Source organism: Cupriavidus sp. 05T42 (genome assembly GCF_056396345.1).
The window spans coordinates 1-26607 of record NZ_JBFTLH010000036.1; the positions used below are offsets into that span (position 1 = coordinate 1).

Annotated in this window: 18 protein-coding genes and 1 pseudogene; 7 read left to right on the forward strand and 12 right to left on the reverse strand. The window is 65.7% G+C overall.

The window, feature by feature from the left end:
- Nucleotides 1-284: 284 nt before the first annotated feature.
- Together AC1EJR_RS26625 and AC1EJR_RS26630 are read left to right on the forward strand one after the other, a co-directional pair.
- Nucleotides 285-371 (forward strand): annotated as a pseudogene (locus tag AC1EJR_RS26625) (hypothetical protein); the annotation flags it as partial.
- A gap of 531 nt (nucleotides 372-902) precedes the next feature.
- Nucleotides 903-1793, forward strand: coding sequence for a serine hydrolase domain-containing protein (locus AC1EJR_RS26630; RefSeq protein WP_092296264.1), 891 nt, complete (start codon nucleotides 903-905; stop codon nucleotides 1791-1793).
- A 76-nt stretch (nucleotides 1794-1869) separates the two neighbouring features.
- On the opposite strand, the gene AC1EJR_RS26635 is transcribed toward AC1EJR_RS26630, so the two are convergent.
- Complete coding sequence (locus AC1EJR_RS26635; protein WP_477113766.1) at nucleotides 1870-2820, reverse strand: tripartite tricarboxylate transporter substrate binding protein; 951 nt, start codon at nucleotides 2818-2820, stop codon at nucleotides 1870-1872.
- A 314-nt stretch (nucleotides 2821-3134) separates the two neighbouring features.
- Between AC1EJR_RS26635 and AC1EJR_RS26640 the strand changes: the two genes are divergently transcribed.
- Nucleotides 3135-3737, forward strand: a complete 603-nt coding sequence (locus tag AC1EJR_RS26640) for a TetR/AcrR family transcriptional regulator (RefSeq protein ID WP_477147818.1) — start codon at nucleotides 3135-3137, stop codon at nucleotides 3735-3737.
- Nucleotides 3738-3742: 5 nt separating this feature from the next.
- On the opposite strand, the gene AC1EJR_RS26645 is transcribed toward AC1EJR_RS26640, so the two are convergent.
- Genes AC1EJR_RS26645 through AC1EJR_RS26660 form a run of 4 tightly spaced genes read right to left on the reverse strand, consistent with a single transcriptional unit; the run spans nucleotide 3743 to nucleotide 10330 of the window.
- Nucleotides 3743-5143, reverse strand: a complete 1401-nt coding sequence (locus tag AC1EJR_RS26645) for an efflux transporter outer membrane subunit (protein WP_477147819.1) — start codon at nucleotides 5141-5143, stop codon at nucleotides 3743-3745.
- Nucleotides 5130-8294, reverse strand: a complete 3165-nt coding sequence (locus AC1EJR_RS26650) for an efflux RND transporter permease subunit (protein WP_477147820.1) — start codon at nucleotides 8292-8294, stop codon at nucleotides 5130-5132. The genes AC1EJR_RS26645 and AC1EJR_RS26650 overlap by 14 nt, the downstream gene beginning before the upstream one ends.
- A 4-nt stretch (nucleotides 8295-8298) precedes the next feature.
- Entirely contained in the window at nucleotides 8299-9519 is a 1221-nt protein-coding gene (locus AC1EJR_RS26655; protein WP_477147821.1) for an efflux RND transporter periplasmic adaptor subunit, read from the reverse strand.
- Nucleotides 9520-9523: 4 nt separating this feature from the next.
- Nucleotides 9524-10330 carry an alpha/beta hydrolase gene (locus AC1EJR_RS26660; protein WP_477147822.1) on the reverse strand — a complete coding sequence of 269 codons (807 nt, stop codon included), beginning with the start codon at nucleotides 10328-10330 and terminating at the stop codon, nucleotides 9524-9526.
- Between the two features lie 228 nt (nucleotides 10331-10558).
- Here AC1EJR_RS26660 and AC1EJR_RS26665 point away from each other — a divergent pair, with 228 nt between their 5' ends.
- The gene (locus AC1EJR_RS26665; protein WP_477147823.1) at nucleotides 10559-11566 is read left to right on the forward strand and encodes a LysR family transcriptional regulator; all 1008 of its coding nucleotides are present in this window, start codon (nucleotides 10559-10561) and stop codon (nucleotides 11564-11566) included.
- A gap of 13 nt (nucleotides 11567-11579) precedes the next feature.
- Here AC1EJR_RS26665 and AC1EJR_RS26670 read toward each other — a convergent pair whose 3' ends face one another.
- From AC1EJR_RS26670 to AC1EJR_RS26680, 3 genes are all read right to left on the reverse strand, one after another.
- Complete coding sequence (locus tag AC1EJR_RS26670; protein WP_477105431.1) at nucleotides 11580-12146, reverse strand: TetR family transcriptional regulator; 567 nt, start codon at nucleotides 12144-12146, stop codon at nucleotides 11580-11582.
- A gap of 104 nt (nucleotides 12147-12250) precedes the next feature.
- Nucleotides 12251-13462: an NO-inducible flavohemoprotein gene (gene hmpA, locus AC1EJR_RS26675; RefSeq protein WP_092296285.1), complete on the reverse strand. Its 1212-nt coding sequence runs from the start codon at nucleotides 13460-13462 to the stop codon at nucleotides 12251-12253.
- Between the two features lie 158 nt (nucleotides 13463-13620).
- A complete protein-coding gene (locus tag AC1EJR_RS26680) occupies nucleotides 13621-14583 on the reverse strand; it encodes a lactonase family protein (RefSeq protein WP_477110734.1) in 963 nt (320 codons plus the stop codon).
- A 436-nt stretch (nucleotides 14584-15019) separates the two neighbouring features.
- Here AC1EJR_RS26680 and AC1EJR_RS26685 point away from each other — a divergent pair, with 436 nt between their 5' ends.
- A complete protein-coding gene (locus AC1EJR_RS26685) occupies nucleotides 15020-16873 on the forward strand; it encodes a hypothetical protein (RefSeq protein ID WP_477147824.1) in 1854 nt (617 codons plus the stop codon).
- Here AC1EJR_RS26685 and AC1EJR_RS26690 read toward each other — a convergent pair.
- Nucleotides 16870-19173 carry an eCIS core domain-containing protein gene (locus tag AC1EJR_RS26690; RefSeq protein WP_477147825.1) on the reverse strand — a complete coding sequence of 768 codons (2304 nt, stop codon included), beginning with the start codon at nucleotides 19171-19173 and terminating at the stop codon, nucleotides 16870-16872. The two genes, AC1EJR_RS26685 and AC1EJR_RS26690, sit on opposite strands and share 4 nt — an antisense overlap.
- Nucleotides 19174-19560: 387 nt before the next feature.
- Between AC1EJR_RS26690 and AC1EJR_RS26695 the strand changes: the two genes are divergently transcribed.
- Nucleotides 19561-20322 (forward strand): sensor histidine kinase, encoded by a 762-nt coding sequence (locus AC1EJR_RS26695; RefSeq protein WP_477147828.1) that lies wholly within the window; start codon nucleotides 19561-19563, stop codon nucleotides 20320-20322.
- The gene (locus AC1EJR_RS26700; protein WP_477147826.1) at nucleotides 20298-20927 is read left to right on the forward strand and encodes a response regulator; all 630 of its coding nucleotides are present in this window, start codon (nucleotides 20298-20300) and stop codon (nucleotides 20925-20927) included. The genes AC1EJR_RS26695 and AC1EJR_RS26700 overlap by 25 nt, the downstream gene beginning before the upstream one ends.
- Nucleotides 20928-20945: 18 nt before the next feature.
- On the opposite strand, the gene AC1EJR_RS26705 is transcribed toward AC1EJR_RS26700, so the two are convergent.
- The 3 genes from AC1EJR_RS26705 to AC1EJR_RS26715 all read right to left on the reverse strand — a co-directional run.
- A complete protein-coding gene (locus tag AC1EJR_RS26705) occupies nucleotides 20946-23540 on the reverse strand; it encodes a putative Ig domain-containing protein (RefSeq protein WP_477113772.1) in 2595 nt (864 codons plus the stop codon).
- Nucleotides 23537-24925, reverse strand: coding sequence for an ATP-binding protein (locus AC1EJR_RS26710; RefSeq protein ID WP_477113773.1), 1389 nt, complete (start codon nucleotides 24923-24925; stop codon nucleotides 23537-23539). Before AC1EJR_RS26710 ends, AC1EJR_RS26705 begins: the two co-directional genes overlap by 4 nt.
- Nucleotides 24909-26607, reverse strand: a 1699-nt coding sequence (locus tag AC1EJR_RS26715; RefSeq protein ID WP_477147827.1) for a contractile injection system tape measure protein, incomplete at its 5' end; no start/stop codon positions are given. The genes AC1EJR_RS26710 and AC1EJR_RS26715, both read right to left, overlap by 17 nt.

Consider the following 26607-nt stretch of genomic DNA (forward strand, 5'->3'; position numbering starts at 1 on the left):
CTGCTCCCGGCTCAGGCGCCATCGGCCAGCGCCACCGCCTTACGGGCACCCCACAAAAAACATCCCACCCCGCACAAAAAGCACGCCCGGACTGACATTTCTATTTAGCGGAAGACCCGACCTTTCAGAACCGCCTAGACAAGGGATGTAGCGGCTACATGCTAATGTCGGACTGCAGCTAGATAGAAATGTCGCCCCCTTAGCCAAGGCTGGCATTCTGGCGGTTTCCCGTCTGCGCAAGACCGGAGGCCGCCATGCCGATGCCCGAGTCCATCACGATGACGATGCGCGAACTCGACCGATTCAAGGTGATTCAGGCCGTGGTCGAACAAGGCCTGCCGATATGGCGCGCGGCCGAGAAGCTTGGCCTGTCGCGGCGACAGATCGAACGGCTGGCGCTCCGATATCGCAAGGACGGGCCCTGTGGGTTGGGTTCTCGCAAGCGTGGATGCAGCAGCAATCGGCAGCTTCCTCCTGGTCTGGAATCCCGCGTGCGCGGCCTGATCCGCGACAGCTACGCGGACTTCGGGCCGACTTTGGCGGCCGAGAAGCTACGCGAGCGCAACGGCACCCGAATTGGCGACGCAGACGGTCCGTCGGATCATGATCGACGCCGATTAGGCGCAGTCTATTCCCTCGCCGACATCCCCCTCGCCCACGCCCGACTCGAAAGTTCCGGCAACGGCCTACAGGGAAAAATCGCGATAGCGGTCGGACCGTTGGCGCAGCTCGACATGGAGAGGGCTCTCTGCGAATAGAACTCTGCCATTCGTCTCCATCACCTCTATTCCTTCGTCAAGGTCGTAGTTTGAGCAGTCATTGCGAACGGCGCTACCGGTTGATGGTGTATCTTGCCTGCTCCACGCTTTACCACCATCCAGCCACTACCGCTTGAGTGCTCAATGCTGATCTCCGTCATCTCCAACGGCCAATCACCAAGACCTCCCGGGCAATTTGAACCCGCCGTACCATGGTGGAGTTTTACTAAGACAGTATTGGCCGCGACAGCTCTGACACTGGTGCGAGACAGACTGCTCGACCTGGATACTTCACTTCCTGAAAGCGCATTCACCTTGCGCCAACTCCTGCGGCACGAGGCTGGACTCGCAGACTATGGCGAGCTTCCCGAGTACCACGCTGCCATTGCAAACCATGAAGCGGCATGGTCGCCAGACGAGATGATGCGCCGTCTCGATGGTCGCCGGCTTCGATACACCCCCGGAGCTGCCTGGCGCTACTCGAATGTTGGCTACATGCTCGTAGCAAGGCTTATCGAACGTGCGACAGACCAGCCGCTTGAAGAAGCCGTCAGGCGGCAGGTGTTGGTGCCTCTCGATATTTCGACGGCTCGTTTCGCAACGGAGCGCACAGATATACACCGGGATTACCTCGACAGTTCGTTGAACTACGATCCGGCCTGGGTCTATCACGGATTGCTGATCGGCCCCGTTTCACAGGCTGCTCTTCTTCTGGATCGTCTGCTCGCCGGAGAGCTTCTTCCCGCCAACTTGCTTCAGGATATGCAGTCGACACGGGTACTGGGTGGCCCGATCGCCGGGCGTCCCTGGATTTCGCCAGGATACGCGCTGGGTCTTATGCGAGGCGCTATCGGAGGCGGCTTGATCGTGGCTGGACATACCGGATGTGGGCCCGGAAGTGTCGTGGCAGTCTATCGTGGCGCCGTTGGTGAAGCCACGGCGTGCTGCGCAGTTTTCTCGCCGGGTGCAAATGAGGGGGACATCGAGGCGCACGTTGTCCAGCAGATACATGAGGCGCTGGAGAAAACGCGCTGAGGGCATTCTCCGGTCATGCCTGGCGTCTAGTGGATATCAGTCTCTGCCCATCCTGGATGCCCGCTTTGGGTTGGAACTACTGGGGCGTCAGCTTGATCGAGGCGGCCATCTTCCTAAGCCTCTCGGTCTCGTCGACGTAGAACTTCGCGGACGCCGCAAGGGTCTGTGGCTTCATCGGCTGCACGCCGGAGAGCTCAAGCGCCTTGATCAGTTCGGGCGACCGCAGCGCTTGCTGCGAGGCGTCCGTCAATACGCGGGCACGCTCCGCTGGGACACCGGCCTTGCTCATGACGCCCAGCCAGATCGAATACACGAACTCGGACTTGCGCGCGACGCTGGTTTCGGAGATGGCAGGCACGTCGGGCAGAGTTCGCATGCGCTGCGTGTCCAGCACCGCCACCGCCTTGATCTTGTGCGTTTCCAGCAACTGCGTGGAGGCACCGAGGTTTGGCAGAATCGTCATGTCAATCTGGCGACCGGTCAGGTCTGCCAGCATTGGCGTGGCGCCCTTGTACGGCACCTGCAGCATCTTGGCGCCGGTCAGCTGAGCCATGTATTCGGCGACGATGTGGTACATGGTCCCGTAGCCCGGATTGCCGAAGGTCAGGCTATTGCTACCTGCCGACTTGCCGGCCGCGATGATCTGTTCCAGCGACTTGTACGGCAGGTCGCTGCGCGTCATCACGACGAGTGGGTGGTTCGAGACCGGCGCCAGCAGAGTTAGTTCCTCTGACTTGTACTTGGCGCTGGCAAGCGCCAGCGGCGTCAGGATGGCCTCGTTGGGCGAGCCCATGATGAGCGTGTAGCCGTCTGCCGGACGGCTCAGCAGCCGCTGCACTGCCAGCGCGCCGCCGGCGCCGGGCAGATTCTCGATGATCACGGGCTGGCCGAGCGCCTTGGCCATTGCCGGCTGCATGGCCCGCGCCAGCACATCGGCGGGCCCTCCCGGAGGAAATGCGACCAGCATCGATATTGGCTTGGTGGGAAACGCGTCGGCAGCGGATGCCGGTGCGCCGGTCAGCGTCATCCCCAKGATGACGGCACTAAGCGCCATCCAGCGGTTGGCGGGGGGGTGTCCTCGGTMTTGCATCTCGTCCTCCACTTTATTAGACCTTCTCGCATCGATACGAGAACCGGTTGTGAGGGGATTGTTGGCCGGAAATTTTGTTCGAGATACAGCAATCCTTACACAAGATCGTTGCTCTGTGGGCAACGCAGAGCGGGAAGGACATGAAGGCGCGATCGGCCAGCAGTCGCCGCTTGAGACCGTGAGAGGCCGTTCAGTGTGTGGCGATATCGGCTATGCTCCGCAGCATCCGCCTTCATCCAGTCGTTCCTCCCATGGGCCATTCGCAAGCCTCCAGGCAAGCCACTCACGCACGCATTGTCACCATTGCGGCGCAGCGTTTCCGCGTGCACGGACTTCGCGGCATCGGCGTAGCGGACATCATGCAGGAAGCCGGGCTGACGGTGGGCGGCTTCTACAAGCACTTTCCCACACGTGAGGCGCTGGTCTGCGAGGCGATGGCCGAGGCGTTCCTCGATACCGACCAGTGGAGCCTGCGCCTGCGTGCAAATCTTCGGCGATCGTTGCGGGAATACCTTGGGGAATCGCATCGGGACCGGCGCGAAAACAGCTGCGGCATTGCGGCCTTCCTKAACGACACGGGTGTCAGCGGTGTGGAATCGCGCGCGTTGTATACGAATCGGCTGCGGCGGTTGGTGGAACTGATTGCGTCGCTGCTGCCGGAGGACGGAGGCGACAGGCGGGCCAAGGCGATGCTGGTGTATAGCGCGTGCGTAGGGGCGCTGACCCTGTCACGCGCGGTGTCCGATGCAAAGTTATCGAGGGAATTGCTGAATGCCGTGGCGGATCAGCTGATGGCGGTGATTGAAATGCCCGACCGCTCCCCTGCTCCTCTCCCTGAGGGAGAGGAGCGCTAAGCTACCTACTGCACTTCCCAGCCACCTCCAGCCGCCGCAAAGATCCGCACCAGTGCCTTGCGCAAGTTCGCATCCGAGGCCGCCTGGCGTGACTCCGCCTCTAGCTGATCCCGTTCCGCTACCAGTACATCGAGCAGTCCCACATACCCATATCGATATTGCAGGCGCGCCAGTTCTGCCGCCTTGCGGTTCTGCGCCACCCCTGCCGTCAACGATGCATTCTTGACGTTCTCGTTCAGATACCCGGACAGCGCGTTCTCCATGTCCTCCAGCGCATCGAGCACAGTCTGCTGATAGCCGAGATAGGCCTGCGTCTGCCGTGCATCKGCCGCGTTGATCTGCGAGCGGATGCGACCGAAGTTCAGCACCGGCTGGATCAGCCCGGCGCCAATCCCCCACGGTGTTGATGAGAACGGCGATGCGCTCTGCGCCCCGAAGAAGGCCGTCAGCGAGATGTTGGGAAACAGTTCCGCCACCGCTGCCTTGCGTGCCGAGATGCTCGCCGCGAACTGACGCTCCGCCACACGCACGTCGGGCCGCGTGGCCAGCACCGTTGCCGGGGCCGAGACAACGATGCCTGGATCGAGCGGTTGCCAGGCCGGCTCTCCGGCAAGCATCGCCGACAACGAGCCCGGCGTGCGGCCCAGCAGGCTCGACAACCTGTTCATCGCGCCGTCGTATCCGGTACGCAGCGTAGGCAGCAGCGACTCCGTTGCGGATACCTGTGCGGCGGCACGTTGTACGTCGAAGTTGCTCGCCAGCGCGCCCTGCTTCTGCGCCTCGATCAACTGCAGTGTGCGGCGCTGGCTGTCCAGGTTGCGTTCCGTGATGCCAATCTGCTGCGCKAAGTTGCGCAGTTCGAAATAGCTGCGTGCCACCTCGGCCAGCAGCGCCACGCGCACCGCCCGCTGGCTCGCTTCAGCGGACTGCAGCACCGCAGCCGCCTGTGCCGTGCGTGCCTGGTTGCGGCCAAACAGGTCCACCTCCCACGCGGCCGAGATCGCCACTTGATTGATCGTCACGGCCTGGTCATTGGTCACGAACCCCCGGTTGCCGCGCTCGGAGCTGGCCGTCGCATTGACCTGCGGCGCCAGCGCCGATTGCGCCAACAGGCGGCCCGCGCGGGCCTCCTCCACCCTGGCTTTGGCAATCGCCAGTGCCTTGTTGCTGGCCAATGCCTCGCTCACCAGGGTATCGAGTGTCGGGTCGCGGAAGCGCGACCACCACGTCTGGTCTACGCCGGCACCGGCGTCGGCCACCAGATAGGCGTTTGCCGCCCCATTTCCGTCCTCCAGCTTCGTCCACTGCGGCGCAGGATCGATGCCCGACGACTGCGGCCCCACGGGTGCCGTGCAGGCCGCCAGCGCCGCAGCCGCCAGCGCCGTCATCAGCTTAAGCTTCAACATGGTGATGCACCTTTTCGGTCTTGGTGATGCGCTTCTCCAATGCGCGCGCCATCACATAGAAAATCGGGGTCAGGAACAGGCCGAAGAACGTTACGCCGATCATGCCGAAGAACACCGCCACCCCCATGGCATGGCGCATCTCGGCACCGGCACCGTGCGACAGCACCAGCGGCAGCACGCCTGCGATAAACGCGATGGATGTCATCAGGATAGGCCGCAGCCGCAGGTGAGCCGCCTCCACCGCCGCCGCAAACGTGGACTTTCCCTCGATCTCCAACTCGCGCGCGAACTCGCCGATCAGGATGGCGTTCTTGCACGCCAGCCCTATCAGTACGAAGAAGCCGATCTGCGTGAACAGGTTGTTGTCGCCCTTGGTCAGCCACACGCCCATGATGGCCGAGAACAGGCACATGGGCACGATCATGATGATGGCCAGCGGCAGGAACACGCTTTCGTACTGCGCGGTCAGCACCAGGAACACCAGCAAGATGCAGATCGGGAACACGATCAGCGCCGTGTTGCCGGCCAGGATCTGCTGGTAGGCCAGCTCGGTCCATTCGAACGTCATCTCGCCGGTCAGCGTGTCGTCCAGGATCTTGCTGATCGCGGCTTGTGCCTGCCCCGTGGAGTAACCGGGCGCCGGGCCGCCGTTGATATCGGCCGAGCGATAGCCGTTGTAGCGTGCGGCGCTCTCCGGCCCGCTGGTGTCGCTCAGCGTAACCACCGCGCCCAGCGGCACCATCTTGCCCTCGCCATTGCGCACCTTCAGTCGAAGAATGTCATCACGCGACGAGCGGAAGTCCGCATCGCCCTGTGCAATCACCTGATACGTGCGGCCGAACTTGTTGAAGTCGTTCACGTACAGCGAGCCCAGGTAGATCTGCATGGTCTTGAAGATGTCATCCACGTCGATGCCCAGCTGCGACGCCTTGGTGCGATCCACATCGGCAAATAGCTGCGGCGTGGTGACGCTGTACGTGGAGTACACCCCGGCCAGCTCGGGCGCCTTGCGCGCTTTCTCCAGCACCGTGTTGACGGTCTTGCTCAGCGCCAGGTAACCCACATCGCCCCGATCCTCGATCTGCAGCTTGAAGCCGCCCGTATTGCCCAGCCCTTGCACGGGCGGCGGCGGAAACACAGCGATGAACGCATCCTTGATGGCGCTGTACTTCTGCTGCAGCGCGCCGGCCAGGGCCGGACCGGACGAGCCGATCTCGCGCATCTCCTCGAACGTCTTCTCGCCGAAGAACACGGTTGCCGACGAAGAACTGTTGATGAAGCCATTCAGCGACAGCCCCGGGAACTGCACCGCATTGCGGAAGCCCGGCTCCTTGGCGGCGATGTCGGTCATCTGCCGCACAACCGATTCGGTTCGCTCCAGCGTGGCACCATTCGGCAGCTGGATCAGGTTGACCAGATATCCCTTGTCCTGGATCGGCACGAAGCCCGACGGCACCTTGCTGAAGCCCAGCACCGTGGCCCCCAGCAGCACGAGGTAGATGGCGATCGAACCGCGCTTGCGATGCAGCGCGCGCGTCACGCCCCCGCTGTACGCCTCGGAACTGCGGTGGAAGAATCGGTTGAATCTGGTGAAGAAGCCACCAAGCAGCCGGTCCATGAAGCGCGTCAGCCGGTCCTTGGGCGCATCGTGCCCGCGCAGCAGCAGCGCCGCCAGTGCCGGCGACAGTGTCAGGGAGTTGAAGGCCGAGATCACCGTGGAGAACGCAATGGTCAGCGCAAACTGGCGATAGAACTGCCCGGTCAGGCCGCTGATGAAGGCAATCGGCACGAAGACGGCGCACAGCACCAGGGCGATGGCGATAATCGGACCAGTCACCTCCTTCATGGCCTTGATGGTCGCATCGCGTGGCGAGAGCCCGGTGGCGATATTGCGCTCCACGTTCTCCACCACCACGATGGCATCGTCGACCACGATGCCGATGGCGAGCACCAGCCCGAACAGCGACAGCGCGTTGATTGAGAACCCGAACGCATGCATCGCTGCAAAGGTGCCCACCACGGACACGGGCACCGCCAGCAGCGGGATGATCGCTGCACGCCAGGTCTGCAGGAACAGGATGACCACCAGTACCACCAGCACGATGGCTTCGATCAGCGTATGCGTGACGGCGGTGATCGAGTCGCGCACGAAGGTCGTGGGGTCATAGGCGATGCGGTACTCGAGCCCCTTGGGAAACCGCTTGCTCAGTTCCTCCATCCGTGCCCGCACATTGTTCGATATTTCGATGGCGTTAGCGCCCGGCGACTGGAAGATCACCAGTGCCAGCGCCTGCTTGTTGTCCAGCAGTGCGCGCAGCGCGTAGTCGCTGGCGCCAATCTCGATGCGCGCCACATCCTTGAGGTAGGTAACCACCCCGCCGTCGCGCTTGACAATGATGTTCTCGAACTGGTCGACATCGGACAAACGCCCCTGCACGTTAACCGGCAACTGGATCTCGACGTTGTTMGCGTATGGCGCGGCACCAATCACCCCTGCCGCCACCTGGATATTCTGCTTGCGGATGGCGGCCACCACCTCGTCGGGATTCATGTTGCGCTCGGCCACTTTTTGCGGGTTGAGCCAGATGCGCATGGCGTAATTGCCCGAGCCGAACATGTTGATCTGGCCGATGCCGCTGATCTTGGCCAGTTCGTCCTTCACGTTGAGCCGTGCGTAGTTGCGCAGGTACAGCATGTCGTACTGGTCATTGGGCGAGACCAGGTGCACCACCATGGTCAGGTCGGGCGAACTCTTGACGGTGCTGACGCCAAGCTGGCGCGTCACGTCCGGCAGGCGCGGCAGCGCCTCATTGACGCGGTTCTGCACCAGTTGCGTGGCGAGGTCCGGATCGGTGCCGAGCTTGAACGTCACGGTGAGCGTCATCTGGCCATCGCTGGCGGCCTGCGACGACATGTAGAGCATGTTCTCCACGCCGTTGATCTGCTCCTCGAGCGGCGTGGCGACGGTTTCGGCAATMACCTTCGGATTGGCGCCCGGAAACTGCGCGCGCACCACCACCGACGGCGGTACCACTTCCGGATACTCGGAGATCGGCAGCTTGGGGATGGCGATCAGCCCAGCCAGGAAGATGATGATGGAAATGACCGCCGCGAAGTTGGGCCGATCGACGAAGAATTTCGAGAGATTCATGCTGTCACTCCGCCAAGGGCGGCGTKCCCCGCGCCGGGCCCGCCGATGCCGTCTTCACCGCCTCGGGAGCGGCCTCCCTCGGGGCGACCACGACATCGGGGCGGACGAACTGCAAGCCCTTGGTCACCACGCGGTCGCCCGCGTTGAGCCCGCTCAGCACGATATGCCGGCCATCGACGCCCGCGCCGAGCGTCACTTCGCGATAGACGATCTTGTTCTCCGGCCCCACCACGAAGACGAACTTCTTGCTCTGGTCGGACCCCACCGCCACGTCCGGCACCAGTAGCGCACGAGTGTCTCCGCTACCGGCCAGGCTGATGGAGACGAACATGCCGGGCACTAATGCGCCGTCCTTGTTGGCAAAGCGCGCTCGCGCGCGGATGGTGCCGGTGTTCACATCGATGCTGTTATCGAACGTGTAGATCTTTCCCTGATAGACGTGTTCGGCATCGCCCTGGAGCCGCATGTCCACAGGGATCTGCTGTTCCTTGCTTTGCGTGTCCGCGTGATTGCGGATGGAGCGGACATAGCTCTGCTCGTCCACCTCGAAGTCCGCATAGATCCCATCGTTGGACACGATACGCGTGAGCACCGGCGCGTTGGGGCCCGGTTGCACGAGGTTCCCCACCGTCAATTCGGCACGACTGATACGGCCCGCGATGGGTGCCTTGACGTAGGCATAGTCGAGATTGATGCTGGCCTGCCGCAACGCGGCATTGGCGGCCAGAACCGCCGCCTGCGCCATGCGGTACTCGTTGCCGCGCTGGTCGTGCACGCTCTTGGGAATCGCCTCGGCGGCGATCAGGCCCTTGGCGCGGTCGTACTCGGTGGTGGCAAACTCCGCCCGCGCACGCGCCGAGGCGAGGTCGGCACTCGCGCGCGCCACGGCGGCTTCGTACGGCCGCGGATCGATCACGAACATGACCTCGCCGGCGCGTACGGACTGACCGTCGCGGACCTTCACTTCCACGATGCGCCCGCTCACCTCGGGCCGCACGAGCGCCTCGTCCACCGCCTTGAGTCGCCCGGAGAAGCTGGTCCAGACGCGCACGTCCTCCGGCTGCAGCGACTTCACGGTCACCTCCGTGGGCGCAGCGGCGGCCGGCGGTGCGGCGGCGCTTGTTTCGGTCAGCGCCACACTGGCTGCCAACCCGGCTGCCACCATGACGGMACCGACGCCCGCCAGCACCGGTGGACGGCGGAAAATGGATCTACGTTGTTCCATGACTTCACTCCTGCGAAGCGTGTCTTTGTGGATGGGATGTTCGTTGCGCGCGGCGCGGGCCGGCTTCGGCAGCGTGGAGACGGCGAGCGAAGAACGCTGCCACGTCGGCCAGCGCGCCGGCATGGGTCACGATCGACTGGTGTGACGCCTCGGMGTAGCGGGTAGTCTCGGTCGGCACGCCCGCCGCAATCAGTTCGCTGGCGTAGGTCTCGCCTTCGATGTGGCAGAGGTCGCGCGCGGCGCTCACGATCAGCGTGGGCGGCAACCGTTGCAGGCGGCGCGACTCCAGCGGCGCCACGTAGGGGTGCAAGTGCTGGAGGACGTCAGGCAAGTAGGCGCGATAGGCCATGGCGCAGTCGCTCGCCGAGAGATCGGCCCCAACCAGCCTCCCGCCATCGGCCAGCCGGGTCATGCTGGGGTCGAGTAGCGGGGCAATCAGCGCTTGCGCGAGCAGCGTCAGGTCCTTGCGGTCACGCGCCATGGCCGCGATGCCAGCCGCGAGGTTGCCGCCGGCATCGTGACCTGCGATACCCATGCGGCGCGCGTCACCGCCGTAGGTGCCCGCATTGGCCAAGGCCCAAAGCCCTGCCAGATACCCGTCCTCAAGCGGTACAGGAAACGGAAACCGGGGCGACAGCGAATAGCCCACCGCAATCACCACGGCTGGGGTGGCGGCGGCAATGGCCCGCGCTGCCGCGTCGGCGCACGCCACACTGCCCTGCACGAAACCGCCGCCGTGCAGGTAGAGCACCACGGGAGGCCGGACGTCCAGTCCGACCGGCACGTAGATGCGCAAKGGAATCGGCTGCACGTGACCCGCAATCCGCACGCTTTCCACGCGGGTCGTTACAGGAGGGGATTGGCCATTCGGGACCATGAGGGGCTGCCTGGAATTGCAAATGCTGCGATGCACGAAGTCTGGTACATTGCGAACTTCTGGTAAACGTTCATAATCCAGAACACAATTTGGCGTGACCGAACAATCCGGCCCGTAACGCACCAGGCGTTCCGGTCCGGCGCACCAATGAAGGGCAAGACGATGGATAAGGTCCAGGCAATGGAAGTCTTCACGCGCGTGGTGGAGATGAACAGCTTCTCGCGTGCGGCGGAGGCGCTGGGGTTGTCGCGCACGTCGGCCACCACGATCATCCAGGGACTGGAAGCGCACTTGCGCGTGCGGCTCATCAACCGCACCACGCGGCAGCTCAGGCTGACGCCCGAGGGCGCCGACTATTACGAGCGCTGCATGCGCATCCTCGCGGAGATTGCCGAGACCGAGGTGGCCATGACGCGCTCTGGTCAGGGGCCGATGGGCAGGCTGCGCGTGGAGATGCCGGCGGCCATCGGCCGCGCCATCGTCGTGCCGCGGCTGCATACGTTCCACGCGCGTTTTCCCGACATCGAACTGGTGGTGGGCTATGGCGACAAGCTCGTGGACCTGATCCAGGACGGCGTGGATTGCGCGATCCGCGTCGGACCGCTACAGGACTCGAGCCTGGTAGCGCGCGGCCTGGGCGACATGCACCTGGCCACCGTGGCCAGCCCGGCTTATATCGCCCGCCATGGCATCCCGCGTACGCTGGCCGACCTGGCACACCACACCGCCATCCATTACTTCTCCAACCGCACCGGGCGCACGCTGGACATGAACTTCATCGTGKACGGCAATCCGGTGGAGGTGGCGATGCGCGGCCGCGTCAGCTTCAATGACGCCGATGCCTACGTGGCGTATGGCCTGAGCGGCGCCGGCATGCTGCAGGCGCCCCGCTTCATGGTGAAGGAGCACCTGCGCAGTGGCGCGCTGGTGGAGCTATTGCCGCAATGGCGGCCACGGCCGATTCCGATTGCGGCGATCTATCCGCAGAACCGGCATCTCGCGCCAAAGGTGCGGGTGTTCGTCGACTGGGTGGCGCAGATGTTCGAATGCTGCCCGCTGCTGGCGGCGGATGAAGGCAAGTGTCCCGATGCGATGCCGCTGGCAGGCGCATCCGCTCGCGTGCCGGCCGCGGCCCCCGCGATAGCACACGAGCACGAAGCCGTGCTGTAGGGCGCCAGCGTCCCTAGCGCAGCGGCGTGGCGAGTTGGACCAGACCGTCCGCCACGTTGTCGAGGAGGTCTTGCGAGTACGCGGGATCGCTGACGGCACGGGACAACCCCATCGCACCGACGAAGGCGGAGAGTTGAAGCAGCGCCATCGCCCGTGAATCGGCGTGCCCTTCCGCCTTGTTGAGTCCTTCCAGGAAGTCCAGCACGCGGTTCACCTCGAGCGTATAGGCATCGCGTGTGGTCGGGTCTGCGTGCGCGATGTCGTGCACCAGCGCCACCAAGGGGCAGCCAACACCGGGGGCGTCCCGGTGCGCGGCATTGAGGTAATTGCGCACCGCACTGGGCGCATCAGGCGATCCTGCAGCCCACTCATCGAGACTGCGCGCGGCGATATGGACGACTTCGGCCAGCATTGACTCGCGCGACGAGAAATGCCGGTAGAACGCCCCCGGCGTAATACCTGCCTCGCGGGTGATCTCAGCCAGCCCGATCCCTGAAAAACCATGCTCGCGGAAGCGCTGTGCGGCGACGGCAAGTATGCGTTGACGCGTAGAGGCCTTCGTCTCCTTCGAGTGTCCCATGTTGCATGCAGTGATTCAGCGGTTGGCAATATGGCACGCATTGTCGCGCGTAAGTCTCAAGTCAGCAATCATGACGAGATCCACTGCTCGCTGGCCTTCTTGGGTTATTCGGCGAACAGGTCGGGGCCGAAAACCTCGTAATGAATATGCGACTCACGAATGCCCAATCCCTTCAGCGCGTCATGCTGGAGCCGCATGAATGGAATCGGGCCACAAATGTAGTAATCGGCATCGGTCAGCAATATCGAATCCTTGATCGCCGCCACGTCGATTAGCCCGGCAAAATCGTAGTCGTGATTGGCGATATCCTCCGGCAGTGGCGCATCGTAGAACACGATCAAATCGAAATTTGGAAATGTCCGAGCCGTCTCGCGCAGCCGGTCGCGCATGGCGTGAACGCTCCCATTACGGGCACCATGCACGAAAACTACATGCCGCTGCGGGTCCTGGATCGCCTGCGTCAGCATGCTGACCATCGGCGTCAGCCCTACGCCGCCGCTAATCAGCACGATGGGCGTGCGCGCATTGACGTCGATATGGAAACTGCCATAAGGCGCTGCCAACCTGACTTCATCGCCGACATTCACGTGGTCATGCAGCAGGTTCGATACATAGCCCGCCGGCTGCGGCCCGCCCCCTTCACGCTTGACCGAGATCCGGTAGCTGCGGCCATTCGGCATATCGGACAGGCTGTACTGACGAATCTGCTGCATACCCAGTGCAGGCACGTTGATGGCAACGCTGGTGTACTGGCCGGGCTCAAAGTTGACCACCGGCCCGCCATCGACGGGTTCCAGAACGAATGAGGTGATAACGCTGCTTTCCGCGTCCTTTGACCGCACGACAAAATGCCGCCAGCCCGTCCAGCCCCCGTCCTGTGCCCCCGACCGCTCATACAGATCGCTTTCCATCCCCATCAGCACATCGGCAAGATTCCCATACGCCTGCGCCCATGCCGAGATAATGTCGTCCGTCGCTGCACTGCCCAAGACTTCCTTGATCGCCGCAAGCAGATGCTCCCCGACGATAGGATATTGCTCGGGACGAACACCCAGACTCGCGTGCTTGTTGGCGATATTGGTTAATACCGCCATCAGACTGCTCGGATCCTCGATATTTTCCGCATAGGCATAAACCGCCCGCGCCAACGCCTGCTGCTGCTGCCCCCGCTCCTGGTGAGCCATGTTGAAGATGTTCTTCAACTCAGGATGGGCCTGGAACATGCGCGTGTAAAAGCACTTGATAATGTCGTAGCCGTGCTCAGCCAGGACGGGAGCGGTGGCCTTGACGATGTCTTTGGTTTTTTGGGTGAGCATGGGGGATCTCCTTGGGGGCAGGTCAAGCGGCGTAGGCGCTTGAACAGCATAGGAGACGTGAGGCGGAGCGGCGAGGCGAGGCTTATGCCATCGCCGCTGGTCGAGTCGTCCGTCGGCCGGTTKCGGTCCTGCTGGAACCSCAACCGGCCCGCCTCTCCTCAGGGCCTCGGCTCGACAATGGCGATCGCCACGTTGCCGTTGCCGGTGGGGAATGGGCTGCCCGGCACCGCGGTCAAGGCACCGCTCGTCCCGTTAATCGCGTAGCCGTAGACCGATCCATTGAGCGCCGGCGCGTACAGAAACTTCCCGTTCGGCGTCACGCGCAGCCTTTGGGTGCCTATCCCGGCAGCAACATTCACCGGAGCCGTTGTMGGCATGCCTGTTGTGGCATCGATCTGAAGAGACGAAATATTGTTGCTGCCGCTGTTGGCCACGTAGGCAAACTGGCCGGAAGGTGCCATCGCGATATCGGTCGGCGCCGAACCCACTGCAAACGCGTTGGTACCGACAATGAGGCCAGAACCGGCAGCCAGTGCATGAACGCCGACGGTGCCGCTGCCCATGTTAGGGGTATAGAGAAACGCCCCGTTCGGCGAAAGCACAGCCGCATTCGGTCCGATGCCTCCGGAAGGCGTGTCAGCAAAAAATCCGATATAAAGATCGCCCCGCAACGTCGTGACCGCATCCGCACTCGTGCCGGCCACGTAGATCCACTGTTCGTCGGGTGAAATCGCGATAGCCGTCCCCGCCTGCGTTGCGGATCCCACCTTGATGTTGCTAGTCCAGGCACGCGGCATACCACTGGCGGCATCCACGTCGTACCGAAATGTCCAGCCAGAATCCAAGCCTACGTAGAACGACTGCCCAGAGGGCGACACGGCGATGGTTCTAACTCCCGCGATTGGACTCGGTATCGCGGCAGCTGGCACGGCTTCCAAAACGCCGGATGCCGGGTCCAGCGCAAATGGCATCAATCTGTCTGTGTCTCGCATCAGCGCGTACGCTACCCGTCCCGACGGCAAAAAGGCGAGATCGGCGATCTGCCCCGTGGCCGCAAACGGACTACCTTGCACCGCGGCGAGCGCGCCGCTGATCGGGTCGGCTGCTGATGCGGCTGCCATCGGCCAGCGTCGCCGTGGCCGTGATGTCGGCCGCGCCGGCGGCCAGGGTCTGGATCGTCCGTTGTCCACGCCCAGTTGGTGAGATCCCCTGCCCCGTCCACGCCGTCCGAGCGGCGCACGGCGACGGTCACGGTCTGCGCGGCGCCGCCGGCCGTCACGACCAGACTCGCCGGGGTMAGCACAAGGGCGTACGACTTGGCGGGCGCGGCCTGCACCACCAGATGGGTGATGCAGGCCGCCCAAGCCTTGAGCCGGCGGCCACTTGCGCCCTCAACGGGGCAGCTTGCGCGCGACTCTATCAGCGCCGGCGATATGCCACATCCCCCAATCGGGGGGTGGCTGGTGCGAGCGCATCGAATACCCACCACGGCCCTCGTGGACAACACGCGAGCGGCCTGCTAGTGTCCTCGGCAATCCCAACCTTCCAGCGATCCCAATGCGTGAATCCCTGACGAGGCAGAAAAAGGCCCCTGATCCTCATGCCACGGAACCCGGCTCCGCCGAGCGATCGGCGACGCCGGTGGCGGCGGGCGGCCGGCAGGCGCTGGTCGACCGCTCGCCCCGGCAGTTGCATCAGCGCCAGGCGCTCGCGTCGCTGACTGCCGCCGGCACGTCTCCGGTCCTGCAAGGCAAGTTCGTCTACAAGAAGGATGACGAATTGCGCGACATCAGCAGCCGGGCCGCCGCAGGGAAGCTCGCCAGGGAACTCTATGGCGACGAGGCCACGCCCAGTCAGATCGCCGCCTTGGTTGCGCTCGCCACCAAGGGCGACCATGGTACGCTGAACACGCATGAACTCCTCGACAAGCTCGACGACCCCCGCCTGGAACGGTTCGCGCTGAAACAGATTGGCCGCCGCCTGCATACCACCCGGAACGTGGACGCGTCTTATCCGGAAGCGCGCTCGCGGACCCATCGGCATGTGGCGCAAGAAGAGCAGGAGGCGAAGACCAAAGCGGAAAACAAGAAGAAGCGCAAGCGTAGCGACGACGACTCGGATACAGAGGCCGTGGAGGCCGATCCGGTGGGCGATTTCTCGTACGTCGACCTCCATTCGATCCTTGCAGCGGCCACCCAGGGCATGGATCCCGAACAGGCCAAGCAGGCCGCCCAGGCCGCGGTGGACAATTTCGAGCGCATGAAGCTCCATGTCGATGTCCGGATGGACGCCGACATCCAATTGATGGTGCAGCATGCCCTGCAATATCAGGCGTTCAATCATCCGCAACTGAAGGGGCGCCGGAAGCAGGGCCCGACCGACGAGGAGGCCGGGCAAAACCGGTTCCGCCAGTTCGAGCTGGAAAAGTCCAAGGCCATGCTGGTGCACGACGCCAGCCACGGCTTCGGCAGGACCCTGCCCCCCAAGCCCACCGAACCGGACCAGCCCGAGCTGGCGTTCTCCGCACTGATGGATGTCAACCGGCCGCTGCCCCAGAGCACCCTCGACGGTGCCACCTACAAGGCCGTTTTCCTCTGCACCAAGCAGATCCTCGAACTCGCCTATCGGGCCCTGCCGGAAAACAAGGCGCCCTCCCCGGAGAATTTCTTCACCCAGCGGCTGCACCTGAACAACGCCTTCGCCCAGCAGATGACCCAGATGGACGGCACGCATCTGACGACGCCGGACGAGGCAACCACCTACGTGCAGAACACGCTCGGCTTCCCGAAGTTCAGCACMCGCGGCGAGGAGTCGGACGATGACCAGTCCGATGCAGAAGACTATGGGACGCACAGCGACGCCAGCGTCATGGACGTCGATGAGAACATCTTCCACAACAAGCCGAGGATGGACTTGTTCACGGTCAGTCTGGCCACGCTTTCCAAGGTGGCTTCGCAGAAGCAGCTGATCGACGAAATGGACTCGGCGCGCCCGGCGCSCCCCGGCCGCAAAACCGCCGAGGAGCGCGACCGCAAGCATACGAAGCGCCGCAAGCTGCTGAAGCGGCGCGTCGAATGGGCGAACCAGCAGCACGGTACGGACTTCCACGTCACGCGGCTGGAGTCCGACTACCTGAAGCGCAAGAAAGCCCTGATCGACAAGATGGAGACTGGTCTGGAGATGGAACTCGACAAGACCGTGGACACAGACGAGCGCCAGGCGCTGGAGGACAAGCTCACGATGCTGTCCGACCTGCAGGTGAATCTCGACCAGTTCTACACCGACACCTCCGTCAAGTCGCTGCGCGAGAAGCGCACGGCAAGCAAGCGCTGGAAGGCCACGAAGGCCCACAAGCCGATCTTCGGGCCCGTGGGCAGCGAGAAATCGCTCACGGCCTACCTGGACGACTAGAACCAGACGCCGGGCGCCAGCGGTGGCGCCCTGTCACAGCCCCGCTTTCCGCGTCGCCGCTGGTGGTGGAAGATCCGCCGGTAGGCCTCCGGATAGGTCTCCGGGGAGACCAGCACCAGCGTMCGCACGGCCGTTTTCTGGTCCTCCCGCAGCCCGTTCCAGGCGATATGCATCGCATTCGGCGCCTTGCCGTTCAGGTCCGCCGCCAGCGCCTGCATGCCCTTGTAGTATCCGGCGTTGCGGGGCATGTCCGTGAGCAGGTGCACGTTCTTCGCGCCGGCCGTCTCGGCCAGAATCCGATAGATGATGGTCGACTGGGCCCCCGTGGTGTCTCGCATCTCGTTGTTGACCCGGTCCACATACTCGGGCTTCTGGGTGGGCGCGAAATCAAGGTCGCCCAGAGGCGCGTCGGGGGTTTCCGCCGCGCGTTCCGCCCCGGGCACATAGGTCACGATGAAGTTCTTGTTGCCCTTCATGAGCGCCAGGTTTTCGCCCGATGCCGCCATGCGCAGTTCGTCCACCCGGGCGTCGGCACCATGGACGGTGTTGTTCGAGCCGAGTCCGGTGTAGATCTGGCCCAGGTGCGGCTTTTTCTTGCGAAGGTCGTCGAAGCGTTTCGCCGCATCGGGCGAATTGTTGAACAGGATAATTTCCCACCAGGGCTCGGGATGCGCCTTCTTGAACTGGCTGATGGCCTTGGCGACCGCACCCTCCAGCTTGCCGCTGTATTCGGCCTCCAGCCGCGTCTTCTCATCCTTTTTGCGCTGCTTCGCATTCGGCCCCGTGATCAGGTTGGTTGCCGCCGTGATCTTCTCGTCGGCCTGGTGCCCCTTCATTTCGATTTCCACCCGCAGCGGCTTGCCACTGGCCGTGAAGTAAGACTGCGCGACGCCAAGCGTGCCGTCGAGGAAGCCCCTCAATGTCAGGAATGCGCTGTCGGCACTGGCGGTGCGCTGGATGCCGGTCAGCTGGGCAGCGGTCAGGTCCTCGATATGCGTGTTGTCGCCTACCAGTGCGTGGTGCACCAATTTTTGCGCGTCAGAGAGCTGTTCCTTGATGTTGCCTTCGTGGCTGAGGATCGGCACATCGTCCTGCGACAGGAAGACATCGCACTCGATACCGTCCAGCGACGGTGCCGTGGGGGTGCGCGTGGTCTGGGCATAGGCCGCGTCGAACGCCGACTTCKAGTTTTCCGCGGGGTTGCCGGTGCGGCGCAGATCGGTCTGGCGGATCAGCCCGCCGCGCGTGCGGTTGGTGGGACCATGGCCGCGATGCGCGACGATGCTGACGCCGGGGCGCTCGGCCATTCTCAGGCGCAGCTTGCGCAGTTCAAGCTGGACATCGTCCGAGCTGTGCTGGTTCTCGAGCCAGAAATCGAGCGGCCCGAGCAAACTGTATGCCTCGTAGTCCTGCGGCGTGAGGGCGGTGTCCGGCTTCACGGCCTCCTGGAGTGCGCTGACGCTGTCGCGGTGAATGCCGTCATCGGCCGGCATGGTCGCCTCGGTGAGGCCGAGATCGGTATCGACGGTCACCAGGAAGGTCTTCAGCCCCGTCACCACCGGGTCGATATGGGGCACCGCCCGGTTCTGGTAGAGCGCGCCGGCAAGGCGGTTCAGCTTGCGGAAACGCTGGAACTTGAGCGAGGCATCGAGCGGCGCCTCGGGATGGCCCTCCGCCTGCTTGCCGGCCTTCTTTGTCGCATGCTCGACGTCGCCATACGCGTCTGGCTTTCGCTGGATAGCCCCGTGCGCGGCCGCCACGCCAGACCGGGGCGCTGCCGTGCCCTGCCCCCCTGCCAGCGCCAGGCTGCCCATCCGGTCAGCCTCCCGCTCGAGAGCTTCGTCATCATTGACGGGAATTCCCGCCTTGAGCTGGCGTGTGGGCTGCACGCGGCCTTGCGCCTGTTGCACGACGTGCCACGCCTCGTGGGGCAAGTGATGCGCCTGACCAGCCGCCAGATGAATGTCGTGGCCCTGGGCATAAGCCAAGGCCTGCGCGCGCGCCGGCGCTGGCGAGTTGTAATGAACCTTCACGTGGTCCATTGACATGCCCGAGAGCGCTTCGATCCCCGACTTCAGGTGTGCCGGCAGGCCATCGGACCGCGCATCGGCCATCGCCTGCCGGTCCCGCAGCGCGTTAGCGCGCTCGCCATGGCTGGCGAGGTCCTGGGCCTGCCGCTGGACGGGCGCCTGCAGGCGCCCGTCGTGCATGGCGTCGTGGGCGTTCTCAGGCTCCCGTCGCGCGCGCGGCGATGCGTGGCTGGCTTCGGGGCGATGGGGCTTTTCCACTTTCAGGCGCATGGCAGGTCCGTCTTCTTCCGTCTACTTGAGGGTGGATCCAATACTAGTCAATCGAATGTCACGCGACGATGTCACATGAAGTGGTCGGAGGCGCCAGGGACTAAGCGCCCCGCTATCGCGGCGCGATACGGGATTAAACGCCGCTTACATCTCGATTAAACAAGAAGAAATCGCTCGTTGTTTTACGCGTTTTTTCCGCAGGATGCGCAGCGGGTACGCGATCTATAGTACTGTCCGATACGCGTCGGCCCCCAGGTTCCATCCTGTACGAGGCCGGCCAAAATCCCGGCTGACGGCGCCGCAACCATGCGTCCAATGCAAAGGCATTGCCGGAGAGCTGTTGAGTCTTTTCGGGAATTCGGACGAATGATGAGTGGTTCATTGCCTGTGCCGGCATCGCACTTCGACGATTTGCGTGCCGTCTCTTACCATCGGGGCAGCCATACCGCGCTTGACCCCGCCGCCCGCGCGGCCCTGGCCCAGACATTGCACGACGACCTTGCGCAACGCCTCTCGTTCGCGCTGATCCAGATCGACACGGCCACCCAGGGAGCCGCCGCCGCTGCCGCAAGCACGAGCAGCGACCCGCGCGACGCGGCGCTGCGCCACGGCCGCCAACTCGTCAAGGACGCACTGCGCACCACGCGCGACGTGATTGCCGGCCTGCTCGATGCGGCCACGCCGGCAGCCCCGGAGCCCCCATGCGCGTTTCCGGTGCAATGCGCGCGGATCGTAGAGGCCGCGCGGCAGCAGAGCCGGCAGGGCATCCATATCGATGTCGATGCGGCGCCGCTGCCCGCCGATCCGCCAGCGGCGGTGGCACGTGTGCTGTTGCGCGCGATACGCGAGCTGCTCGCCAACGCCGGCAAGCATGCGTCGGGGGCGCGCGTGGCGCTGGCCCTGCGCGGGGTCGATGGCGCCATCGACATTACGATCGCCGATGACGGCCCCGGCTTCGACGCCGCCCTGCTCCACCAGCCCGCGCGCGGCCACTGCGGCTTGCGCGGGCTGCCGGGCGCGCTGCGCCAGGTCGGGGCGGAACTCGCTCTCGAGACTGCGCCAGGCCGGGGCGTGCGCGCGCGCGTCCGCTGGCCGGGCGCGGGCGCGCCATKACCATCCGCATCGTGGTCGCCGACGACCACGCGATGATCCGCGAGGGCCTGATCGCACTGCTGCAGCGTGAAGCCGACATGGAAGTGCTGGCCCAGGCCCGCAACGGCATCGAGTTGCTTCACCTGGTGCGCTCGGTCCGGCCGGACGTGGCGATCCTCGACATCGGCATGCCGATCATGAACGGCATGGAGGCCATCCGCCGGCTGGCCGCCGAGTCCATGCCGTGCAAGATGCTGTGCCTGTCCGTCAACAACCAGCACCAGGAAGTCATCGCGGCGCTCGACGCCGGCGCATCGGGCTATGTGCTGAAGGAAAACTCCTACGACGAACTGGCCCGCGCCGTGCGCCGCGTGATGGCTAACCAGGTCTACCTGAGCGGCGAGCTGATCGGCGGCGTGCTCCACGCCGCGCGCAGCCCCGCCGCCGTGGAGGTGCCGCTGCGGCTGCCGCAGCTGACCGCGCGCGAGCGCCAGATCGCGCAGCTGTTTGCCGAGGGGCACAGCACCAAGTCGATCGCCCGCCTGCTGTTTCTCAGCGACAAAACCATCGCCAGCCATCGCGAGAACACCTTCCGCAAGCTCGGCATCCGCAGCATCGCCGAGCTGACGCGCTACGCGATGCGCGAGGGCCTGAGCCAGTAGCAAGCGCTTCGCCATGGCTCAGGGCCTCTGCACTTTGGGCTTGAGCAGCGGCACCAGCAGCGCGACGATCACCACCGCCAGTACCGCGAAAAGCAGCTGGTTGCTGAAGTTCGCGGAAGCGAGGTCGGGATCGCAGCGCAACAGCAGCCCGCCGATCACCAGCGGCACAATGCCCGCCACCACGACATAAAGCTGGTACGGCCGGCCCAGCGCGCGCACGCGGCACGAGAGGAGCAACGCGGCCAACGACACGGCCACGATGCCGAGCAGCAGCCAGAACGCCGCGCGCAGCGCCCAGCGCCAGTCGCAGACCAGATTGCACAGCGCGCCCTCGCGCGTCTCGCCCGCCAGGATGGTGCCACGCAAGGTGGTTTCCACCAGGTGGGTGAACGTGGCATCGGCCACCGGCTGCGGCCACAGCGCCACCCCGCCGAAGTTGTCGTTGAAGTAAGCCATGTCGTCGCTCATCTGCAGCGCCTGGCTGCTGCCCACCGACACCAGCGGCAGGATGCGCCGCATCAGGATTGCCCGGTTGGTGCCGGCCAGCGCCGGCGTGCTCTCCACGGCCTCGCGCAGCGTCTTCTTGCTCAGCGTGGTCGGCTCCGGCAGCGCCACCAGGTAACGCACGGTGACATTGGTGTGGGATCGATAGCCACCCGCGCCCACGGCGATGCGACCATCCTGGAACGGCGGATCCTCGGCGCGCACCAGATAGTCGAGCAGCCCGTCGAAGGTCCAGGTAGCAGAGGGAGGGTCAGCCGGCGGCGCCGGCGGCGGAGGCGCCCTGCCCCGTGCGGCGGGCGTGGGCGGATTGGACGGCTTGGGCGCCGTAGCAGTGGCCGGCTCGTCGCCGTGGCGCAGCGCAGGCACGAGGTCCGCCGCCTGGACCATCAGGTTCAGCGTGTAGTGGCGGTGGCGCTGGCGCATCTCGGCAATCAGCGCGTGCACCAGACGGTTGCGGAAGTCGTCGAACGCGGCGTAGCGCGCATCGCCGGGCAACGGCGGTTGGTCGAGGAACAGCGTGATGCCGTCGCCGACATGGCTCTCGCCAGCCAGCCCGGGAACGCGGTCCTCCCAGCGGGTGTCCAGCCGCCGGAGCGGCGTGTCGATCAGCCGCAGCGCCTGCCGTGCGGCCTCCTCGGCCACGCGCCGCCGCTGTGTCTCGGGCAGGCGCAGCAGAAACTGCCAGTCCTTGCGATAGAGCGTCACGTCCAGCTTGCTGCCATAACGGTGGATCGCACGCAGGAAGTCGATCTGCGCCGCATCGGGCGCGAGGGGCGTGACGTTCCCGTCCTCGTCGAACGGCTGCGCATAGCCGACCAGCCGGTCATAGAGCCCGAAGTCGGTCTTTGGCCCGGTCTTCGGATCGCTCCAGTTCGGCACCATGCCATAGACCTTGCCGGTGGACTCGGACACGAAGCAGTTGCAGCCGGTGCCTGACCAGCCCGGTGCCACGGCCTTGGCGGCGTCGTGGCTGGTCATGGCCTGCTCGACCAGCCAGGCGCGTACGCGCGGCGGCAGCAGCGTAGCCGGMAGGTCCTGCCACTTGACCGGCGTCTCGGCCAGTTGGGGTGGCGTCTTCGGCGGCGGGCCCTGCCATGCCGTGAGGCAGCGCTCGCGCCACTGCGCGGCACCGGGGGCGGCCTTGCCGGTATCGAGCGCGACCTTGGCGGTCAGCTCCGCCGCGTAGGTGCAGACACGCGCATCGAGGGCCGCGGTGAACAGCGCGCGCGTCGGGTATTCCACATTGACCAACGGCTGCAACAGTGTGGCCAGTTGGCTGGCGCCGGCCTCGCTCAGTTCGTCGAGGCCATCGGGGTCTGGCGCCGGTGGTGCCGGGGGCGCCGGGGGCTCCGATGCGCCCGCCCCCTCGCCATCGGCCTCGCCCTCCGGCGCCGGCGGTGCCGCGGGCGGGGCGATCTTGCCGAGCACAGCCTCGGTCAGCAGCCACGTATCGATCAGCGTGCGCCCACGCAGCGGGGTTTGCGTGGCCGCGATCGGCACGGTCTGGATCGGCGGATCGGCGGCGGGCGTGGAAGCCGGCCGTGCCGGCGACGGCGCGCGCGGCCCGACCACGTTCAGCGCAAAGCGCTGGCGCACGCCTTGTCCCCAGCGGTCGCGCAGTTCGACCAGGAAGGTGTGCCGGCCGCGTCTCGCCGTGGCACCCTGCACGTTACCGGCCGCATCGAGCGCCAGGCCCTCCGGCAAGCCGTTGTCAGCCGCGCGGAACACGTAGGGCGGCTCGCCACCCGTGGCGCGGAAGGGGTACGTATACGGCAGGTTCTCTACCGCCGCCGGCAGCGTGGTCACAGCCGTCTTTTCGAACGACAGCGGGTCGGCATCGGCAATGCACTGATCGGGCACGGGCTGGCCCGGCGCCACCGCGCACGACAGCGCAGCCGGCGCCGAGGCGACCACCGTCACCACCGCCAGCGGCGCACCGGCCGGCGCGGACGCCGGCACCGCCACGGCAGCCGAAGCCGGCACGGAAGCCGGGGCAGGCGGGGCCACCCCGGCCGATGCCTGCCCCGGCGTTGCCGCCGGGGCAGGCCAGAGCAACCCGAGCCCGGCCGCGAATAGCGCCGCTGCAAGACCCCGCCGCGCTGGCCTCATGGTGTCCTCCCTTCCTTGCGCAGCTCGCGCGCGATGCCGTGCAACAGATGCCCGGCCCCAATCTGCACCGCGCCCTCCCGATGGGCCTGCAAGGCGGCGAAGCGCAGCACGTTGACCATGGCCCCGCCAGACAGCTCATGCCGCTCGGCCAGCTCCGGCAAATCGATATCGGCCGCAAGCCGCCCCGGCTCGCGGATCAGGCTGCGCCACAGCCGCAGCCGCTGGGTTGCATCAGGCATCGGGAAATAGATCATCGACTGAAAGCGGCGCGAGAAGGCCTCGTCGAGGTTCCCGCGCAAATTGGTGGCCAGGATCACTGTGCCCGGGAAGTCCTCCACGCGCTGGAGCAGGTAGGCCACCTCCTGGTTCGCGTGGCGGTCGTTGCTGCTCTGCGTGGCAGAGCGCTTGCCGAACAGCGCGTCCGCCTCGTCGAAGAACAGCACCCAGCGCCGGCTCTGCGCCTGGTCGAACACGCGCGCAAGGTTCTTCTCGGTTTCGCCGATGTACTTGGAGACCACCATCGACAGGTCGATCCGGTACACGTCCACGCCCGCGTCCTGCCCCAGCAGCGTGGCGGTCAGCGTCTTGCCGGTGCCGGGTGGGCCGTAGAACAGGCAGCGGTAGCCGGGTTTGACGGTCCTGGCAAGGCCCCAGGTCTCCATCAGGGCCGGGCCGTCGCGCAGCCAGGTGCGCACGATCTCGATCTCGTCCATCACGTCCGGCGCGAGCACGAGGTCGTCCCACGCCAGCGCCGTGGCGATGCGCCGCGCCGGAAACTGCGCGTTGTAGTCGGGTTTGTGCCAGACGCCGGTCTGCAGGCGCTGGAGCGTCTCGGCGCTGACGCGCAGCGCGCCGCTCAACTGCGGTTCGCCACCGATCTCCCCATCGAGCTGCAGCAGGCCTGCTTGCGCAAACACATGATCGGGGTCGAACAGGGCCAGCGCGGCGATCCGGGCGGCCAGGTCCTCGCCAGCCAGCAGGAAGATGGCCGTTTCCCCGCTCGGCAGGAAGCCGCCGTGGTGCTGCGCCCGACTGCCGCCGAATTCAGTGAAGCCCCGGTCGAAATCGCGGTTCTTGACGAAAAACAGGTCGAGCGCAGAGGGCCGCAGGTGCGGTGCCAGCGCCAGCGCCAGCACCAGCCGCTCGTGGGCCGCGAGCCCGTGCTGCGTCACGATGACGGACAACGCGCTGCCGGCGGGCAGCGCGGGCGGMGGCGGCACGTCCGGCGCCACCTCGGTTGCGTCGCCATGCGCTGCGGGAGACGCCCCGGCCGGCTGCGCGAAATGCTGCCGGAAGCGGGCATCGAGCGCGGCGACAAGCCAGTCCAGTTCGCGCCGCAACGCCTCGGCGTGCAGGGCGATGTCCACCTCAGCGCCAGTCGACATACAGCGCCTCCTGCATCCAGGGCAGCTTGATGGTGGCGTACGACCACGGCAGGCGGTCCAGCAGCATGTCGAACGGCGCAGGCCGTACCACCAGGCGCCAGTGCGTGCCGGCGGCGGCTTCCTCGCGCACCAACCGGCCTTCGCGGCGCAGGAACGTCTCGCGCAGGCCATCCGGGGAGGTCTGGCCGATCGTCTTCCAGTGGGCGATCACCGCGCCCAGCAGGCTGTCGAGTACCGCGCGCGTCTCCGTGTCGAGCCAGGTCGGGCCTTCCGCAGGCGCGGACAGCGGCTCGCCGAGCGGCATGCCGCAAAGCAGCTTCGGCAGGATGCACTCGGGCTCGCTGGCGTCGTCGTGACCGTGCGCCAGCCACGCCAGACAGCGCACCGCCTTCGATGCCGCCCGCGCATCGCGCAGGCGCGGACCGTCGAGCAGGTCCAGCATGCGGAACAGTTGCTGGCTATAGTTGGCCAGCAACACGAGCCCGGCATCGGACACGTAATGCGTGCCCGTTGCGATGGCGGCTTCCAGCGCGGCGAGTTCGGCCAGTACGGCGGCTTCGGGGCGCGCCGGCGCCGGAGGGGTTGGGCGGTCGGCCACGGGTGAATTCCTTGTCGATGGCGGAAGCGGCCAGTCCAGTGGCTGGCGGGCTTCCCATTGCTCGGTTTCGGTGGGTGCAGCGTGCAAGGCACGGATGGCGCCTGCAGACAGGACTGGCGCCGGCAAGGACGCCGGGGCTGCATGCCCACGCCGCCACCAGCGCCCCTGCCGACCCCACTGCCCCAGCTTCGCCAGCTTCACCGGCGGCGCAAGCGGGGGCGTGGCTTCGGGCGCCTCCGGCCGGGCACTGGCCTGCGCCACACGCCGCAGCCACTGGCCAAGCGCCCCTGCGCCGTGGCCCTGCTCGCGATACAGGTACAAGGCATGGCGCCGCGCGAGCGATGCCGCCGTGATCGGCCGCTGCTCCACCAGCACATGGTGTGCGAGAAAGCGCCAGTGGCTGCGCGCCCGCGCCGCTGCCGAGAGGTCGGGACCCAGCAGCGCCGCGGTCTGCGCCAGCGCGGCGCTGGCCTCGCGCAACGTGCCAAGCTCGCGCGGGAACAGCACGCCCAACAGCGCCCAGCGCTGGGTGGGCCGCGTCACCGCAATCCAGTCGGCACACAGCGCGGGATCGGCCAACCAGCGCGTCGCCTGCCGCCGCACCATCCAGTCCCGCCGCGCGGCGGGACGCTGCGGCAAGGCGAGCAGATGGGCAATCCGCAGTGTGCGGGAAGCGATGCGGTGAATCGCGTCCCAGTCGAGCCGGCCGGCCAACGCACGAGGCGTCTGTGGCGCATACGTCGCCGACCTTGCCGTCGATCCCTGCATGGCCTGGACAGCCTGAGGGCCTGGAACGGCCTGGATGGGCGCCGATGAAACCGCTGCAGCCGCTGAAGCCACTGAAGCCGCCGGGCGGCGCGACGGGCGATGGTCAGGCTGCCATGCCCGCAGCGCGCGCTGCCACAGCCGTTCCCAGCCACGCTGGTCGGTCGGTGCGCGCTCGCCCAGCGCCAGTTGCCGCAGGCTGTACGCCGCGAGCCACGCTTGCAGCGCCGAGACGCCCCCGGGTCGCGCGGCGCGGCCCACGCCGGCCGGGCGGGCCAGCGCGGCCAGCGCAAACTGCCGCAGCGACTCGGCCCAGTGC